Origin of the sequence: Nostoc sp. DedQUE04 (assembly GCF_034530995.1) — a bacterium.
Lineage (GTDB): Bacteria > Cyanobacteriota > Cyanobacteriia > Cyanobacteriales > Nostocaceae > Nostoc.
On record NZ_JAVRCA010000067.1, the window covers coordinates 14,184 to 30,328 of the forward strand.

Sequence of the window (16,145 nt, forward strand, 5' to 3'; positions counted from 1 at the left end):
TTACTGTTATTGTTTCAGATTATGTACTAACTTATCAAATGCTGGTACGTAGAGAAAAATAGTTTAGGCATTGGGTACAAGAGGCAGAGGAGCAGCACTTCTCTACGAGACGCTGCGCGAACGACTACGCTCAGTGACCGAGGGGTATGGGGCAAACTAAATATTAAAAGCGATCGAATCCGAGTCCTTAGCCTTACCTTTTCCCTAGATGATAATCTCGATCGCGCAGATCAAACCTTCTTCAAAAACCTTTCGATTTTCTCCTAATCCCTCATAATTTATACCAGTAATTAGTAAAGGGGATCGATGACATTCGCTTGCTGCGAAGCACCCATCCCCGAATAGCTGCCCAGATAATGAACCTGGAATCTATAGTCCGGTATCTAATCATCCCAGTATCGGCCGAGATATGTCGATTGTCACTGGGATAGATACTGATTTAGAAGATATCTACAAAAATATAGGTACACAATTACTCTTTTTCAAAGCTTCTTCCATTCCCCATCGCCAACAGTGCTGTCCCGTAAGCTGCTTCTGTGTACGCTGACGCTACTACAGGAACCTGCAAATGACGTGCCCTAATCGCAGTCCAAGTATCATTAGCCGCACCACCACCAGCGGTATAAACACGGCTCAATTTATCTGCTCCCATTTGTTGTAATAATTCATACCCTTGGCTTTCTATGCGGGCAATGCTTTCTAACAACCCATGCAAAAATTCTACTGGGTTATCTGGGCGTGGTGACAAACGTGGGGATAGATTGGGATCGTTAATCGGAAAGCGATCGCCTACCTTCAACAACGGATAATAATCTAACTTGCTGGCAATTGAAGCATCAATCTCCCGACTAAGGCTTGCTAACTCAGGGTTGGTGAAAAATTGCTTTAGTACTGCACCCCCAGTATTAGAAGCACCCCCAGTCAGCCACAAATCACCCAACCGATGGCTGTAAATTCCATATCTGGCATCTTCTTGACGGGTACGACTTAACAACTTTAGTACCAACGTTGAACCAAGGGAAGTCACGGCTTCACCAGGTAATTTTGCCCCACTGGCAAGAAAAGCGGCAATACTATCGGTTGTACCAGCACACACCAGACAATTACGACTTAAACCAAACTTGTCCGCAATTTCAGAACGCAATTCGGCAATGGGAGTCCCAGGAGTTAAAACTTTGGGTAGCTGAATCGGTATTTCTAGCTTTTGTAGCCATTCTGGGTATTTCAACTTTTCTACGTCATAACCCAGCTTTAAAGCATTATGGTAATCGCTAATACCCAACTGTCCATGCAGCAGAAACGCCAGCCAATCTGCTTGATGCAGGAAATATCTAGCTTCATTAAAAGAAGGTAATTGTCTCATCCACAAAAGTTTGGCTAGGCTAGAGGTGGCACTCAACACAGTATGATTGGGGGGTGCAATACTCCTCAAATGCTCTAGTACTAACGATCCCCGCGCATCGTTATATAGCAATGGTGCATCTACAGGGTTGCCAGCAGCATCGACCAGCAAGACGGTAGAGGAAGTACCATTAATTGCGATCGCTTTAATTTCTCGCCGCAATTGATCGGGTATTTGTTCCACCAACGCAAACAAAGCCTCCTGCCAAATTTTTGGCGTAACGGCATTTGGTGAGCCATCGAAGGGATATCGCACCTCTCTCTGAATACAAGAGGCTTCCTCGTCAATCACCACACCGCGTCCGCCAGATGTGCCGAAGTCGATACCCAGATATAAATTCATAATTTTTATAAATTTTTTTAATGGAGAATAAATAAGAACTATCGATCAATAACTGCTTTTGTTGCATCTTGTAACAAGATATTCCACAATTCTGGCAAAACAAGGAAAAGTAGTAAACGAACTGTTCAAAATCAATTCAGGTTAGGAGGTTTTCAGCCATGCCTATCTTAGATACTCTGTACATCGCTCAAGTGTCTTCCATCTCAGATACTCAAGTCTACATCGCTCTAGTTGTAGCCTTGATCCCAGGAGTTCTGGCTTGGCGATTAGCCACAGAACTTTACAAATAACGCTCCGATGTGACACAGTTAAAAAGCTAATAATCCTGGCAGTACGGGGTGCAATTTCCAGACTTTATGGCTTTATGTCACAAGTACCTAGAAACCTTGCACTTACGTAAGCCAGGTTATTTTTTCACTAGTGCGACACTTGTAGCTATTTCAAAAAAATGAAGTAATATGACAGCTAAATCAAGCATTCAGGAGTGCTGGCATCTGAGTGCTAAGTGCTGAGTGCTGAGTTGGAAATCTCACTAAGCACTCATAACTCATAACTCAGCACTCTTGATAGTACTTCCCTTCACTAAGCGAGGTTATCTTTTAGCATCATGAACGCGATTCAACCCTCCAGACCCCCGTTACAACCTATACAAAAACGCCGGGTCATTTCTCGACCAAAGCGGCATCTTCGTCAACGTTCTTACAAGGTGATGGCACTAGAAAGCACAGCCAAAATAGCGGTCAATCTTGTGATTACAGCCGTTGCAGCATCTGCATTAACACAACTCTTGCCTTATCATTGGTTGCAGCAAGAAAAATTGCGAGAAATGAGTACTGAAGTCAAGCTGATGGAAGGACACGTCAATGGTTTACAGGCGGAATTTAGCCGTAACTTTGATCCCCAAGAAGCTAAAATTATCAGACAAAGACAAGGATACCGATTCGATCCCAGCCAGCGTCAGATCGTGTTGATGAATCAAGATCGCCGAGAAGATGAGCAAACAGACTCGTCACCCTAAGACAAATGGCGAATTTGGGATTATTTAGGTTTATTGTGATTTAGGCTACGTCTAAACCGGGTGTTAATTTATATTATTGCTAATAAATAATGGTTAAAATGGTTAATAGCTAATTTTTGAATAGCTATATAGTTATCATCTATTAGTTATTAGCGATACAGCGTCACTAAACTCTAGTTCAAAATTAATCAATTATTTTGAATTTTAAATCCCCCAGAAGAACTAATCTACCAATTAGGACGCTGATTGAGATAGTAACTCGTCTAACCAATTTTCGAGTTGTAAACGCAAGCGACAACCAGTAATATCCTTATCATTGTCGAGAGAGGGTAGTTGAGTGAGGGCGCGACGATAATCAGCGATCGCACAATTCCAGTCGCCCCAAAGATGGTAAGTCCTGCCGCGTTCAGCCCAGATATGACCTTCTAGTTGACCTAAAAGCAGTGCTAGCTCAAAATTCTCAATTGCCACCTCGTATTGCCCCAAATCGCGCCAGGTAATGCCTCGATTAATCCACGCCCGAACATGGTGAGGTTTCAAATCAATCGCTCGATCGTAGTCGGCAATAGCTACTGCTAATTCTCCACAAGCTGCGTAGTAATTTGCGCGGTTATTATAAGCACTAGCCAAATAAGGATTGAGTTTAAGGGCAGTGTTATAGTCGTAAAGCGCTTTTTCCCTTTCGCCACTTTGGAAATAAATTAACCCTCGGTTGTTGTAATCAACGGCATTGTCGGGATGGCGGAAAATTAGTTGGCTTAAAAGTGCGATCGCTTCGGTATAATCTTTTTGTTGAGCCAACCTCAAAGCACAAGAGCGCAAGTCGCTATCCCCAAAAATAGATTCGCTGCGATCGCTTTTCCTTTGCTCTTGAAGTTTGCTTGTAGTATTTAGAACATACTTGTATTGGTTACTTCGCTGGTCATCGTCAGCTAAAAATGAGTAAATATTCATCTTTCCCTGCTTGAAATCCCTGCTTTTTTAAATAAAAATCTAATTTTTTAAGGCTGGTGGTTTTACCACCATCTTTATTTTCAAGGTACTTATGGTTACTTGAAGCCATCTGAAGACTGAGATTTAAACTACTCACACCAGTAGAAATCTACCCCTTAAATAAACAATTGCTCCTCAAAGCTATTCATAGATACTCGATCCCGAAGATGAATTCCAGAAATAGCAGACGTTAATCTTAAAGACTAGTCAAGTAGTGAGAGCAGCAAATTGGTAGAATGCCAACAAGCCGTTCATTTAGAGATGAGAACAGAGGAGACGGTGACTGGTGGCAAGGAAAATCAGGGAGATGAGAGAGACAAGGGAAATAATAATCCCCAATGCCCCATGCCCCATGCCCAATGCCCCATGCCCAATGCCCAATGCCCAATGCCTCATGCCCAATGCCCAATGCCCCATTCCCTAAATTCAATTTTTAAATTTTGAGAAATTTCCCGATGACAACTGCAATTTCCTATCCCAATGCCCCTGATTTAGCAACCGATGATTACATTGCAATCGGCTTGGCAACCTGCTTCGTCAAAGAAGATGGAGAAGTTTATCAAATCGAAGTTATAGAACCGATTCCCTCTGCGGCTTTGGAAGCGCTTTTAAAGGGCATTCCTACCTCTTATAAGCTGGCTCATGCCACAACTTTGGGATCTGTACTGGATGGCGATTCACCACTGTTACCAGATGGCTTTCCAGAGTCGGCTCAGTTTGGAGAAGAATTTGTACCACGGGTATTTGCAGCAGCTCGTACCTATAAGCGTCGTGAATCTGCAAAATCTCTGATTCCCTTGGGTACAAACTACACTGAATTTAAATATTCAATTGAGCGGAAACGGGTTTTAAATGCTGCCAGAGTTGTCACCAAAGAAGACAATATTAAACAGCATTCTCACACTCATAAAGTGCTTTAAGTCATTATGCTAAAACTTTACGGTGGCGCTCGTAGTCGAGCGTCAATTGTCCACTGGTATTTAGAGGAATTAGGAATTCCCTACGAATTCGTTAAGCTTGATATGCAGGCGGGTGAACACCTCCAGCCTGCATATTTAGCAATCAACCCATTTGGTAAAGTCCCAGCAATTGTTGATGGAGATTTTCAGCTTTGGGAATCTGGGGCAATTTTGCTATATCTTGCCGATAAGCACAGTAAAACTCCACTTTCTCCAGAGCAACGTGCTGTATTTTCCCAATGGGTGTTGTTTGCCAATGCTACCCTTGGCCCAGGGATTTTTGTAGAAGCAAATCGGGAGCGGGAAATGCCCCGCTTGTTGACTCCCTTAAATGAAATTTTCAGTAAGCAACCTTTTTTACTTGGCAATGATTTCACTGTCGCTGATGTAGCAGTGGGGTCTATTTTGAATTACATTCCCATGATACTAAAGCTAGACCTCAGCCCCTATCCAGCGGTGTTGAACTATATGAAGCAGTTATCTGAGCGTCCGGCATTTCAAAGAAGTATTGGCGGACGGACTTAAAATAATTCGTAATTCGTAATTCGTAATTCGTAATTGAATTAATTAACTACGAATTACGAATCTTTTAACGATAATTTGTAAATTGTAAAGCAACTGGGTAGTCTTCTTGTTTTAAACGCTGCATGACTACTTGTAAGTCATCTTTAGATTTGGCAGAAACCCGCACAGCATCCCCTTGAATTGAAGCTTGTACCTTTTTAAATTCGTCCCGAATCAATTTGGAAATTTGTTTGGCGATTTCCTGACTGATGCCTTTTTTGAGTTTGATTTCTTGACGTACGCGATTGCCACTGGCTGATTCAACCTTGCCAAAATCAAAGATTTTTTGGGAGAGGTTACGCTTGGCAGCTTTTTCTCGCAGAATGGTGTGTACAGAATCTAAGGTAAACTCGCTGTCAGTACTAACGTTAATGCTTTCTTCAACTAAATCGACAGTAGTTTCAGTGTCTTTGAGGTCGTAACGACCTTTGATGTCTCGTATAACTTGATCGACAGCGTTAACCAACTCTTGTCGGTCAAAGTCGCTCACAATGTCAAAAGAAAAAGTAGAAGCCATAAAACATTTTGGATTTTAGATTTTGGACTTCGACTTCGCTCAGTCGAACGATTTTGGATTGGGAAAACTCTTCCCCAGTCCCCAGTTTCCATGCCCCAATTAACTAGTAGCTTGGACGATACTCAAGAAAAAGAGAGTGGCACAGCCAAGTATGCCAATAGCAAACATGAGCGATCGCAAAAGGGGTATATTCAAAATATAAAAAATCGAGTATAGGAAACGAGCCACCACAAAAGCGATCGCCGCTACTTGGGCTGTAAAAGAATTTACACCAGTTACATAAGCCATCAATGCGGCTGCGGAAAATATCATAAAGGCTTCAAAGGTGTTCTGATGTGCCCAAGTAGCCCGTTGGGCATAAGGTGGCAATTTATCAAACATGGCGCGAGGAGTAGAAAACATTTCATAACCAATACGCGCACGGGCATAAGCTACTAGCAAAAATGGCACATAAATGAGAAATGCAGCAGCAGCGATCGAGTACAAAAAAATTATCATTACTTATTAGTCGTTGGTTATTAGTCATCACTGAGCCAGCGCGGTCTTGGGGGTTTCCCCCATGAGTGACTGGCGAACCCGTAAGGGTCATCAGTCATCGGTCATTAGTCAAATACAAAGGACAAATGACAACAGACGAATGACAAATGACTAATCAAAGTAGAAAAGCGTCACCACTTTTCTTTGTTCTTCTGCATCTTGACAGGTTTGCAACAGGGTGCGACTGTCATGAAACGCAAAGCAGATAAGTTGCTGGCAACGAGAAACAATTTCCTTGTTGCATAAGTAACTAGCTTCAGCAAGAGACAAATTATCATTACTGGGATTTTCGACTAGATGCATTACCTGTTCTAGTTGCTGGCGTGATTCCAAAGGCTGGCGTTCCAGACTTTGGGGTAGAATCACCGTCAACAAATTTGCATCAGCCCGTGTTGCTCCCTTGATGGCAGCTGAATTTGTACCTGTAGCACCAGAAGTAATGATTCGATTACCCGATAAAACTAGGGCATAAGTCATCATTTCAATAAGATTCTGATGCGTAATCGGGACATGACGAGAACCGAGCAAGGCAATTCTTTTAGAACCCGTTTGCTGGATTGTCGCCAGTTCTTGCGCTAATGTATCGAGGTTAATAAGGTCTGTTGATTGGCTCAAAGATGGGGATAATCAGATTAAACGACCCAGATATTTTACCAAACAGCGTGTAGATGCGAGGAAAACTTGAGTTAAACATTGCTACTAATTTTCGGTTGTTTGCTTCAGTAACTCCATTACTTGGTTACACCAGGCTAGCCAATGTGTTTCGTAACTAATGCCATTTAGGAGAGTAAAATACTGAAATTTGGCTGTTTCTGGCAGTTCTTGCGGATTCTGAAAGTAACGCTGTTCTAAATTCTTGTACGTAGACAATTTTTTTATATGGGCTTGTTGGTGATGTTCTAGCTCTGCCAAGATGGTTTGGTTAGGAACAATATGACCAGCAAAAATTTTTACCAGTAAATCATCTTTAATCGGTGTGGGTTCACAAGGTTGAGCAATCCACTCTTTGAGGTGCTGTTCTCCCAAACCTGTAACGCTGTAGAGCCTTTTATCTGGCCGCCCTGCTTGAAGAATCGACTTGGAACTGATCCAGCCTTGATCTTCTAGCTTCGCCAACTCCCGATAAATCTGCTGGTGACTTGCTGACCAGAAAAAGCCTACAGAGCCATCGAATCGTTTTGCTAAATCATACCCACTACAGGGTGCGTCAACCAGAGCCGCTAAGATTGCGTGCACTAATTTGCTACCTTGTATTTTTATCGGGCTTGTACTTTGGTTGGCTTTGTGAAGATAAGAAAAAAGTGTATTGCTTGATGGCAGTTGTTCGTTTAGCTTTGGCTTGAGTGCATAAATCAACTTGGCTTCAAGAGTTTTCAGAATGGAAGGATCTACGCATTGTAGCCAAGCTAACTTGACATTTCCCAAATCAATGAGTTCTTTAAATCTATGATGTGATATCCAACGACGTGCAAGATCAGCAGTTCTGCCTATGTAGAGAATTTCCCCAGAACCAGAAATCGCGAAATAGATGGCTGGACAGTCAGGGAGATCAGCTTTTTTCTCCAATGGAAGCGAGGGTAGTTTCAGGGGATCAATTGCCGTTAAATCCATTTTTTCCTAGTTCCAGTGACTTCTATAGCCATCACTAATAAGACTCCACTGAATTCCTTACTTCAGTAGCTTCAAATCATCCGGGATTCGATCCCGGATGATTTACTCCTTCTGTCTCCTGCCTCCTGCCTCCTTCAATACACTTATGAATCTAAGACAATGCCGCTGCGGGAGTTAAACCTAGTTTGGATAACAAGCGGTCAATGTCAAAATGCTGGGACATCAACTGGCGAATATACTGAACCTTAATCGGCTCGTGGACGCGGACTTGACCAAAAGTGCGATCGACAATTCCTACAGTAGTGAGGGTATCTAAGTCAACAGACAAAATGGGGATTTCTAGTTCTTCAGCGCGACTGAGAATGAACGGTGGGGGTGGTAGTTGCCCGGTGAGAATTAAACATTGGGTAGAAGTTTCTAAAGCCGCTTGCTGAATTTCCACCCGATCGCCTCCTGTCACCACTGCCATATTCCGGCGTTTGCGGAAATATTTTACAGCTGAATTGACATTCATCGCTCCAATTGCTAAACTTTCCACCAACAAATCCATGCGATCGTTGCGACAGAGAACGTCAGCCTTTAACTGCTTCACTAGTTCGCCAACACTCACACTGCGAAGCAAATCGCTGTTTGGCAGCATTGCTAGCACTGGAATACCCTGCTGTTCCAAAAATGGTAGTATGAGGGTTTCAACCGCTTCTAGTTGGGTGACAGGGATATCATTGATCGCAACTCCAATCAAGCGATCGCCCAGACCCTGTTTTGCAGTCAATAGCGCCTCAACCGAAAGCAAGGATTTATAGCGGCTTACTAACAGCACACCAGCATCCAATACTTCAGCCATTTGCAGCAAAGACAAGTCAAACAAATTGCCTTCGGACAAATTACCAGGCCCCTCCAGTAAAACTAAATCTCCTTGAGACTTATGTAAATATTGCTGTATTAGGGACTCTTGATAATCGGTTTTGTCTTCCCCCCGCAAGCGCTTTTGCACATTTGGTTCATCTAAAGCCAGCATTGTAGGTGCAACGCGGTTTTCCGGCAAATTGAGGCTAAGAGCGATGAACTGGACATCTTCCTCAATTACGGTTCCACTAGACGAATTGAAAGACGTACCGAGTGGTTTACCGTAGCTAATATCCAGACCTTTTTGCTGTAGCTGATGAGACAAACCCAGAACAGTTGCAGATTTACCGCTGTAATTCTCGGTCGATCCAATCAGCAAATATTTAGGGGATTTTGGCACACATGCACTCCTAATTTCAAAAGTCAGAAGAACCCAGCTAGGTGTTTCCTAATTCTAGTTCCTTCTGGCAAAAGCCTCCCGCTCTCACAAATTAAGCTTTCCCAGAATTACCTTCTGATTGAACAAGCAAGAGGCAAGGGTAAGGTTTTCTTTCCTTATGTCGGCTCTGCTAACCTGTACACCTACTCTTGAAGATTTGTCATTACCTAACAAATACCAAACTAAATATAGGACTCCGATTTGATTTCTGAAAAAGAATACGAGAAAATACGGAGGGTTACATCTGTCTAACAGCGAACAATGACTAATCAGCATCAGCAAAAAGCGATCGCCGAGCTACAGGAGTTTATAGCTCTAGGTTCAAATGTCCGTGAGGTAAGGAAAGCTCTTGCAGTCAAGCTGATTTACCAAGGCTACCGATATGAAGAAATTCAAACAATTTTAGATGTATCTTTGGGTTCGATAACAGCTTGGAAGCAAGCCTATGAGAGTAATGGAATAGAAGGATTGCTTTTAAATCACAAGGGAAGGAACAGTTACTTGAGCAAGGAACAAACAGAGGAAGTATTGACTTGGCTACAAACGAAGAATTGCTGGGAGTTTGGAGAACTAGAGTATAAACTAGCATTTGATTATGACGTAGTTTATGAGTCAAAACAAAGTTACTATGATTTGTTTGATGCAGCCGGAATTAGTTGGAAGAAAACAACAAAACTGAATCCAAAATCAGACCCAGAGGCTGTTGCAGAAAAAAAGAAATTGAAACATTGTTGGCTAGCCACAGAGAAGAAATAGAAACAGGTCTACTCAGGGTATTGTTAATTGACGAGTGTCATTTAATGTGGGGAGACTTGAATGGCTATATATGGGGAAGGACTGATGAAGAAGTTGTTGTCCCAGTTGTTAACAAGCGTCAAAAACAAACATATTACGGTGCAGTTGACTATCTCAAAGGAGAATTACTATTAAAAGCTTACGAAGCAGGCAACTCTGAAAATACCATTAATTATCTACGACATCTAATGGTTCAATCCCCCCAACAACGATTATTAATTCTTTGGGATGGCGCTACTTATCACCGTTCTAAGGAGATTAAAGCTTTTTTAGATGAGGTAAATCAAGGCTTACCAACTGAACAATGGAAAATACACTGTGTCCGCTTTGCCCCCAACTGTCCAGAACAAAATCCGATTGAAGATATCTGGCTACAAGCTAAAACTTGGGTGAGGCGTTTTTGTGCATTGGTTCCTTCATTCTCTCATTTAAAGTGGATGTTTGAATGGTTTATTGGACACACGACCTTTAATTTTGACACTCTTCAGATGTACGGAGTTTTTTCAGAAATCAAATAGGAATCCTATATCTAAGAGCTTCGTTGCTATGGAAGGGTTGGTAGGGTCAAATAAAGTGTTCCACAGATTAAGTGGGTTATCTTTATACGTGTTAGTTGATGCAAGAGGTAAGTTATGGAAGTTGAAGAATTGCTGGAAAGGTATGCTGCTGGAGAGAGAGATTTTAGGAACGTTGATTTGAGTAGCAGCGATTTGATTGGTATTAATCTTAGTGGCGCCGACTTGAGTGAGGGTGATTTTACTGGCACTGATTTCACCGATGCTAATCTCAGTGGAGTTAACTTCAGTAAGAGTATGATGATTTCCGCTACCTTTGAAGGTGCCGACTTGAGTTATGCCAACTTGAGTGGTTCCGATTTGACTGAGTGTATCTTCAACGAAGCTAACTTGGTTGGGGCTAATTTTAGTGGTTCCGAAATGTTCACCGCCGTTTTGAGTAGAGCCAACCTGAGTGGAGCCAATCTCAAGAATGTGGGTTTGAATGTTGCCGATTTGGTTGGTGCTAATCTCACCAACGCTGATTTGAGCGGAGCTTCTCTCAACAGTGCTAACATCACTGATGCTAATTTGACTGGTGTTAAAAATGCCAACATTAGCGGAGCTATTATGTACACAACTACTACTAACTCAGATGGTAGTGTTGTTCATAATCGCCAAATTTGTGAATGAAGAGTAAGTATTCTCTGTTGAAGACTCTTGATTAATCTTCGTCTCTATAGTTTTCTCACTTATCAAAGGTGCGGATAGCTTTGAAATAGCCGATCAAAAGTAGATGCGATCGCTGCTACTTTTAATAAGTTTAAAAAGTATTTAATTCTCTCTAAAAATAACTGGTGATTACAAATCAAAATAGCCTAGTTGCAGAAGCGAGCTACGCCCATTACGGATGAATTATCGCAACAAACAAAGTACTGCGATCGCTACAGGGGACTGGAAGCGATCGCTGATGAAAATCATTCATAATTTTCCTCACAAACCCAACACCTGCATTGATTTTTCAAGTACTTCTTTGGGGCGGAATGGTTTAGTTAGATACAAGTCTGCACCAACCTCAATTCCTTTTTGCTTATCAAATTCCTGTCCTTTAGCTGTCAAAATTATAATGTAGATATCAGTCATTTGCAGGTCGTGTTTTACAATATGGCAGACTTGCAGACCATTCATTTTCGGCATCATCACATCAAGAAAAACTAGATTTGGTTTTTCAGTTTTAATAGTTTCGAGAGCTTCTTCGCCATTTCTAGCAGTTAAAATTTCAACACCCTCGTCTTCTAATGCTTCTAGGGCTTGTTCCATCAAAATCAAGATATTGGGTTCATCGTCAACAATTAGAATTTTCTGGTTCATAAGAATTGGGAATTGGAAATTGGGAATTGGGAATTGGGAATTGAAAAGAGGCAGAGGGGAAAACTCTTCTCCCTTGCTCCCTGCTCCCTTGCTTCTTTCCCATTCTCTAGTTATAGTGATTACTATTCTGACAGCATAATAAAAAATACATTTTCTAACTCCTTCTCAAAGCGTAGGGTTTTCACCAAATCGGCTTCTTGAGAGAAGATAGAATCGATGATGATCATGTCAGGTTTGGCTGACAGGGCTTTATTGATGCATTCTTGCGGATTAGAGGCTTCAATTACGCTGTATCCCTGAGCTTGTAATACATCGGATAAAGTTTTTAAGGCTGATGCATTTTTATCTACAACCAATACCTTTTTACTAGAAGTGCCTTGATAAAGCAGTGAGCCAATTTCGTTGAGAAGTTTTCCTGTATCAATGGGCTTGGTGAGATAGCGATCGATGCCAATATGGTAGCCCCGTTCTTTGTTTTCAATAATCGACAGAATAATGATCGGAATGTCTGCGGTCTGAGGATCGTTTTTGAGAACAGCTGCCACATCGAAGCCGTTGATTTGGGGCATCATCACATCCAAAAGAATTAAATCGGGACGGGATATTTTGATTTGATGAATTGCATCCATGCCGTCTTTTCCTTCTCGAACGTTGTAGCCTTCGTTTTCCAATTGTTGACGCAGGAGTTCTCGAATGTTAGCGTCATCATCTACAACCAAAATGGTTTTACGGTTTTGGTTCAACACAGCGCTTTTAGTGATGACGTGTTCTTTGAGTTGTTTGACAAGCATATCCAAATTCAGATTAGCAGTGGTTTGTCGATCGCAGGCGTAGGTGGGAATGATGAATGAGAATATGCTGCCTTTACCTGGTTCACTCTCAACCCAGATTCTACCGCCGTGATGATCGACAATTTGTTTACAGATGGGCAGTCCTAACCCAGTCCCTTTGGGTTTGTCGGTGAGGGTGTCACCAACTTGGCGGAATTTCTCGAACACTTTCGGCTGGTCTTCAGGTGCAATCCCAATGCCTGTGTCGATGACGCTAATGCAAACACCGTCGTCTCCTTGCTTAACGCGGCAGGTGACACAACCAGATTCGGTAAATTTAACGGCATTAGAAATCAGATTGATTAAAACTTGCAGTAGACGATTGCGATCGCCTACTATCTGAGGCAGCCCAGGTTCAATTTCGCTGACCAATTGTAAGCCGTTGGTTTCAAACAACCCGGCAGTAGAATTGGTTGCCCAATCCAGTAATTCGCTGGGATCGATCGGCTGCATTTGCCATTCCACCTTACCTGCTTCCATCTTGGCAATGTCTAGGACATCGTTAATCAAAGACGTGAGCCGTTCTGCTTCCGACACAATAATGTTGAGATTGTCAGCCACCCGCTTAATCGTTTTTTGAAGCTTGCGGTCTTCGGTAGAAATCATTGGGAACACATCGGTTTCCAACTTTTCTTGAATGATGGACGCAAAACCAAGGACAGAAGTCAGTGGCGTTCGCAGCTCATGGGAAACTGTTGAGATGAAATCGGTCTTCATCTGGTCGATTTCCTTTTCTGCCGTCACATCCCGAATCAGCAGCGCCGAACCGAAGCAGGCAGCGGGTTCTGAATTTGCCGTCTTTTTAAAAATGGCGGTTGCTACTGCCTGACCAATGCGTTCTTTGGTCAGTGCAACTTCGGCAGAGAACACCTCACCGGGATGGGATTGAGTTCGTGCAACCAGTTCTGGTAAACCAGATATGGGTAATTCTCGGTAGTGACCGTTGACGGCGTTAGCTGTCAATTCATACATAGCTAGAAAGGCAGGATTGAAGTGGGTAATTTGTCCGGTGATATCTGTCACCAACAAACCATCTGCTAAATTATCTAAAATGGCATTTAACCCCTGCGCTTCTGATAGGGTATTTTGCAAGGCAGCCGTCCGCTCTATAACTCTGGTTTCCAGTTCTTGATTCAGTTGCCGCAGAGCGATTTCTGCTTGTTTGCGAACAGAAATATCGGTATTAATTTCTAGCATGGCGCAGGGTTGACCGGATAAATCTCGTTGCAAAGTCCAGCGGCTTTGAACAGTGATAGGTTTGCCATCGCGTGTGATGTGTTCCAGTTCTCCTTCCCAAGTACCCTGGCGGAAAAACTCCGATCGAATTTCTTCTAAAAGTTTTGGAAAGGTTGATTTCAGAAATGCGTGAATGTATTGGTCTTTCACTTCCTCACGCGTCCAACCGTAGAGCCTTTCGGCACCCTGATTCCAGTAAGAGATTTTGTCGCTCATATCGCGGACAATGATGGCATCGCTGGAATGATTCAACATATCCAATAAACGTTGATTTTCAGCTTCTGCTAGCTTGCGATCGTGAATATCGCTGCAAGCGCCAATCCATTCCCGAATGCTGCCGTCTTCTTCTAGTACGGGGGCACCACAGACAGAGAAGTAGCGGTATGTGCCATCCTTGCCACACAGCCGATATTCGGTTTGGTAGATACCTCGGTTTGCCACAGCAGCATTCCAAACTTTTGTAGAACTGGTACGGTCATCTGGGTGAATCGGATCGAGCCAGCCCCAACCTTCAACTTCAGCTTCGCTCTGCCCCGTATACTCAATCCAGGTGAGCATTTCCTTGCTGATTCCCAGTCCTTCTGGGGTAGCTCCCCAGACAATCTGTGAAGTAGCAGTTACTAAAGAGCGATATCGTTCTTGAAGACGCTGATTTTCGGCTTCTGCCTGTTTGCGATCGTGGATATCGGTGCAGGTGCCAATCCATTCTCGGACGCTGCCATCAGCTTCTAGGATGGGGGTGCCACAGACAAAGAAGTAGCGGTGTGTGCCATCCTTACCACGCAACCGATATTCGGTTTGAAAGAGACTCTGATTTGCCACAGCAGCACTCCAGGCTAGGGCGGTGCAGCTACGGTCATCGGGGTAAATCGGATCGAGCCAGCCCAAACCCTGGATTTCATCTGCACTCTGACCTGTGTACGCTAACCAAGTAGACATTTCACTGCTCACCGCCTTTCCTTCAGGGGTAGTCACCCAGACAATTTGCGAACTGGCAGTTACCAAAGAGCGAAACCGTTCTTCGCTCTGTTGCAAAGTTTGTTCTGCTAGCCTGCGATCGTGAATATCAGTACAAGTACCTACCCACTCCCGGATGCTACCGTCTTCCTCTAACAGAGGAACACCACAGACCCAAAAGTAGCGATAAGTGCCATCTTTGGCACGAACCCGATATTCAACTTCATATAGGCTGCGATTGTTCACAGCGGCACTCCAAACTTCGGCAGTGTGGAGGCGGTCATCTGGATGAACGGCATCAATCCAGCCCCAACCATCGGCTTCGGCTACACTCTGACCTGTATAGGCTCTCCAGTTCGACATATCTGCCTTTTGCATTCCTTCAGGAGTGGTAATCCAAACCATTTGGGAAGTAGCTGTCACCAGAGAGCGATAACGTTTTTCCAGATACTGATTTTCGGTTTCTGCTAGTTTGCGATCGTGAATATCGGTGCAGGTGCCAATCCACTCCCGGACGCTGCCATCTTCTTCTATAACGGGCGCACCCCAGACCCAAAAGTAGCGATAGTTGCCATCCTTGCCACGAATTCGGTATTCAATTTGATACATACTCAGGTTTGCCACGGCAGCACTCCAGACTTCTCCGGTATAGGCGCGATCGTCGGGATGAACGGCATCAATCCAGCCCCCATTTTCCGCTTCAGCTAGACTTTGGCCTGTATAGGCTATCCAGCTTGCCAGTTCAAAGCAAATTCCCTCTGGTGTGCTTATCCAGACAATTTGTGTATTAGCTGTTACCAAAGAACGGTATCGGGCTTCACTCTGTTTCAGTGTTTGTTCGGTATCTTGGCGTTCCTGCTGAATGCGTCGAAGGTCGCTAATATTTTCTACACTACACCAGATCAGTTGCTCTCCATCTTTCTCAATCATCTGCCCAGAAATCCTCACCGGAACCAGATGCCCGTTTTTGTGGATGTACTCCTTCTCATAAGGCCCATAGCAACCAGTTCGTTCCAAATCTTCTAGGCAAGATTGCTCTGTAGCAGCATATTTTTCTGGGGTAATCTGCCAGTAGGTGAGATTCAGAGTTTCTGGAACAGTACGCCCCAAAATGGCAGCATAGGCAAAATTGATGCTAATTAACGTCCCATCTTTTCGGCATAGTGCTAGCGCAACAGGACATTGTTCAAATAGCTGACTATTGTATTCATCAAGTTGGTTAAACATGATTGAG

General features: G+C 43.3%; 16 protein-coding genes and 1 pseudogene. 7 read left to right on the top strand and 10 right to left on the bottom strand.

Annotated features, from left to right (window positions below):
• Positions 1 to 472: 472 nt before the first annotated feature.
• Positions 473 to 1,744: an FGGY-family carbohydrate kinase gene (locus RM049_RS31600; RefSeq protein WP_322706995.1), complete on the bottom strand. Its 1,272-nt coding sequence runs from the start codon at positions 1,742 to 1,744 to the stop codon at positions 473 to 475.
• A gap of 158 nt (positions 1,745 to 1,902) precedes the next feature.
• Between RM049_RS31600 and psaM the strand changes: the two genes are divergently transcribed.
• Together psaM and RM049_RS31610 are read left to right on the top strand one after the other, a co-directional pair.
• The gene (gene psaM / locus RM049_RS31605) at positions 1,903 to 2,034 is read left to right on the top strand and encodes a photosystem I reaction center subunit XII (RefSeq protein WP_190912801.1); all 132 of its coding nucleotides are present in this window, start codon (positions 1,903 to 1,905) and stop codon (positions 2,032 to 2,034) included.
• 317 nt (positions 2,035 to 2,351) lie between these two features.
• Entirely contained in the window at positions 2,352 to 2,762 is a 411-nt protein-coding gene (locus RM049_RS31610) for a hypothetical protein (RefSeq protein WP_322674346.1), read from the top strand.
• A 234-nt stretch (positions 2,763 to 2,996) separates the two neighbouring features.
• Here RM049_RS31610 and RM049_RS31615 read toward each other — a convergent pair whose 3' ends face one another.
• Both RM049_RS31615 and RM049_RS31620 read right to left on the bottom strand, forming a co-directional pair.
• A complete protein-coding gene (locus tag RM049_RS31615; RefSeq protein ID WP_322706996.1) occupies positions 2,997 to 3,716 on the bottom strand; it encodes a tetratricopeptide repeat protein in 720 nt (239 codons plus the stop codon).
• The gene (locus tag RM049_RS31620) at positions 3,691 to 3,825 is read right to left on the bottom strand and encodes a hypothetical protein (RefSeq protein WP_322686109.1); all 135 of its coding nucleotides are present in this window, start codon (positions 3,823 to 3,825) and stop codon (positions 3,691 to 3,693) included. Before RM049_RS31620 ends, RM049_RS31615 begins: the two co-directional genes overlap by 26 nt.
• 158 nt (positions 3,826 to 3,983) lie before the next feature.
• Between RM049_RS31620 and RM049_RS31625 the strand changes: the two genes are divergently transcribed.
• Genes RM049_RS31625 through RM049_RS31635 form a run of 3 tightly spaced genes read left to right on the top strand, consistent with a single transcriptional unit; the run spans position 3,984 to position 5,239 of the window.
• Positions 3,984 to 4,199, top strand: a complete 216-nt coding sequence (locus RM049_RS31625) for a hypothetical protein (RefSeq protein ID WP_322706997.1) — start codon at positions 3,984 to 3,986, stop codon at positions 4,197 to 4,199.
• A gap of 11 nt (positions 4,200 to 4,210) precedes the next feature.
• Positions 4,211 to 4,675 carry a hypothetical protein gene (locus RM049_RS31630; protein WP_322674349.1) on the top strand — a complete coding sequence of 155 codons (465 nt, stop codon included), beginning with the start codon at positions 4,211 to 4,213 and terminating at the stop codon, positions 4,673 to 4,675.
• 6 nt (positions 4,676 to 4,681) lie between these two features.
• On the top strand, positions 4,682 to 5,239 hold the full coding sequence (locus RM049_RS31635; RefSeq protein ID WP_322706998.1) for a glutathione S-transferase family protein: 558 nt from the start codon (positions 4,682 to 4,684) through the stop codon (positions 5,237 to 5,239).
• A gap of 64 nt (positions 5,240 to 5,303) precedes the next feature.
• On the opposite strand, the gene RM049_RS31640 is transcribed toward RM049_RS31635, so the two are convergent.
• The 5 genes from RM049_RS31640 to RM049_RS31660 all read right to left on the bottom strand — a co-directional run bounded on the left by RM049_RS31640 (position 5,304) and on the right by RM049_RS31660 (position 9,189).
• Positions 5,304 to 5,795, bottom strand: coding sequence for a YajQ family cyclic di-GMP-binding protein (locus RM049_RS31640; RefSeq protein ID WP_322674351.1), 492 nt, complete (start codon positions 5,793 to 5,795; stop codon positions 5,304 to 5,306).
• A gap of 99 nt (positions 5,796 to 5,894) precedes the next feature.
• A complete protein-coding gene (locus RM049_RS31645; RefSeq protein WP_322674352.1) occupies positions 5,895 to 6,293 on the bottom strand; it encodes an MAPEG family protein in 399 nt (132 codons plus the stop codon).
• A gap of 150 nt (positions 6,294 to 6,443) precedes the next feature.
• Complete coding sequence (locus RM049_RS31650; protein ID WP_041565591.1) at positions 6,444 to 6,947, bottom strand: hypothetical protein; 504 nt, start codon at positions 6,945 to 6,947, stop codon at positions 6,444 to 6,446.
• Between the two features lie 84 nt (positions 6,948 to 7,031).
• Positions 7,032 to 7,943 (bottom strand): helix-turn-helix transcriptional regulator, encoded by a 912-nt coding sequence (locus tag RM049_RS31655; RefSeq protein WP_322706999.1) that lies wholly within the window; start codon positions 7,941 to 7,943, stop codon positions 7,032 to 7,034.
• Positions 7,944 to 8,094: 151 nt separating this feature from the next.
• Positions 8,095 to 9,189, bottom strand: a complete 1,095-nt coding sequence (locus tag RM049_RS31660) for a phosphotransacetylase family protein (RefSeq protein ID WP_322707000.1) — start codon at positions 9,187 to 9,189, stop codon at positions 8,095 to 8,097.
• Positions 9,190 to 9,510: 321 nt separating this feature from the next.
• Between RM049_RS31660 and RM049_RS31665 the strand changes: the two are divergent.
• Both RM049_RS31665 and RM049_RS31670 read left to right on the top strand, forming a co-directional pair.
• Positions 9,511 to 10,541 (top strand): annotated as a pseudogene (locus RM049_RS31665) (IS630 family transposase); the annotation flags it as partial.
• A gap of 114 nt (positions 10,542 to 10,655) precedes the next feature.
• Complete coding sequence (locus tag RM049_RS31670) at positions 10,656 to 11,210, top strand: pentapeptide repeat-containing protein (protein ID WP_322707001.1); 555 nt, start codon at positions 10,656 to 10,658, stop codon at positions 11,208 to 11,210.
• 300 nt (positions 11,211 to 11,510) lie between these two features.
• Here RM049_RS31670 and RM049_RS31675 read toward each other — a convergent pair whose 3' ends face one another.
• On the bottom strand, positions 11,511 to 11,888 hold the full coding sequence (locus RM049_RS31675) for a response regulator (protein ID WP_322707002.1): 378 nt from the start codon (positions 11,886 to 11,888) through the stop codon (positions 11,511 to 11,513).
• 122 nt (positions 11,889 to 12,010) lie between these two features.
• Complete coding sequence (locus tag RM049_RS31680; protein WP_322707003.1) at positions 12,011 to 16,138, bottom strand: PAS domain S-box protein; 4,128 nt, start codon at positions 16,136 to 16,138, stop codon at positions 12,011 to 12,013.
• Positions 16,139 to 16,145 lie beyond the last annotated feature (7 nt).

What these genes read in the sequence shown, in the direction of transcription:
- RM049_RS31610 (WP_322674346.1), top strand. Translation starts at nt 2,352, where the DNA reads ATGAACGCGATTCAACCCTCCAGACCCCCGTTACAACCTATACAAAAA.
- RM049_RS31635 (WP_322706998.1), top strand. Translation starts at nt 4,682, where the DNA reads ATGCTAAAACTTTACGGTGGCGCTCGTAGTCGAGCGTCAATTGTCCAC.
- RM049_RS31655 (WP_322706999.1), bottom strand. Translation starts at nt 7,943, where the DNA reads ATGGATTTAACGGCAATTGATCCCCTGAAACTACCCTCGCTTCCATTG.
- psaM (WP_190912801.1), top strand. Translation starts at nt 1,903, where the DNA reads ATGCCTATCTTAGATACTCTGTACATCGCTCAAGTGTCTTCCATCTCA.
- RM049_RS31670 (WP_322707001.1), top strand. Translation starts at nt 10,656, where the DNA reads ATGGAAGTTGAAGAATTGCTGGAAAGGTATGCTGCTGGAGAGAGAGAT.
- RM049_RS31630 (WP_322674349.1), top strand. Translation starts at nt 4,211, where the DNA reads ATGACAACTGCAATTTCCTATCCCAATGCCCCTGATTTAGCAACCGAT.
- RM049_RS31640 (WP_322674351.1), bottom strand. Translation starts at nt 5,795, where the DNA reads ATGGCTTCTACTTTTTCTTTTGACATTGTGAGCGACTTTGACCGACAA.
- RM049_RS31675 (WP_322707002.1), bottom strand. Translation starts at nt 11,888, where the DNA reads ATGAACCAGAAAATTCTAATTGTTGACGATGAACCCAATATCTTGATT.
- RM049_RS31620 (WP_322686109.1), bottom strand. Translation starts at nt 3,825, where the DNA reads ATGGCTTCAAGTAACCATAAGTACCTTGAAAATAAAGATGGTGGTAAA.
- RM049_RS31600 (WP_322706995.1), bottom strand. Translation starts at nt 1,744, where the DNA reads ATGAATTTATATCTGGGTATCGACTTCGGCACATCTGGCGGACGCGGT.
- RM049_RS31645 (WP_322674352.1), bottom strand. Translation starts at nt 6,293, where the DNA reads ATGATAATTTTTTTGTACTCGATCGCTGCTGCTGCATTTCTCATTTAT.
- RM049_RS31615 (WP_322706996.1), bottom strand. Translation starts at nt 3,716, where the DNA reads ATGAATATTTACTCATTTTTAGCTGACGATGACCAGCGAAGTAACCAA.
- RM049_RS31680 (WP_322707003.1), bottom strand. Translation starts at nt 16,138, where the DNA reads ATGTTTAACCAACTTGATGAATACAATAGTCAGCTATTTGAACAATGT.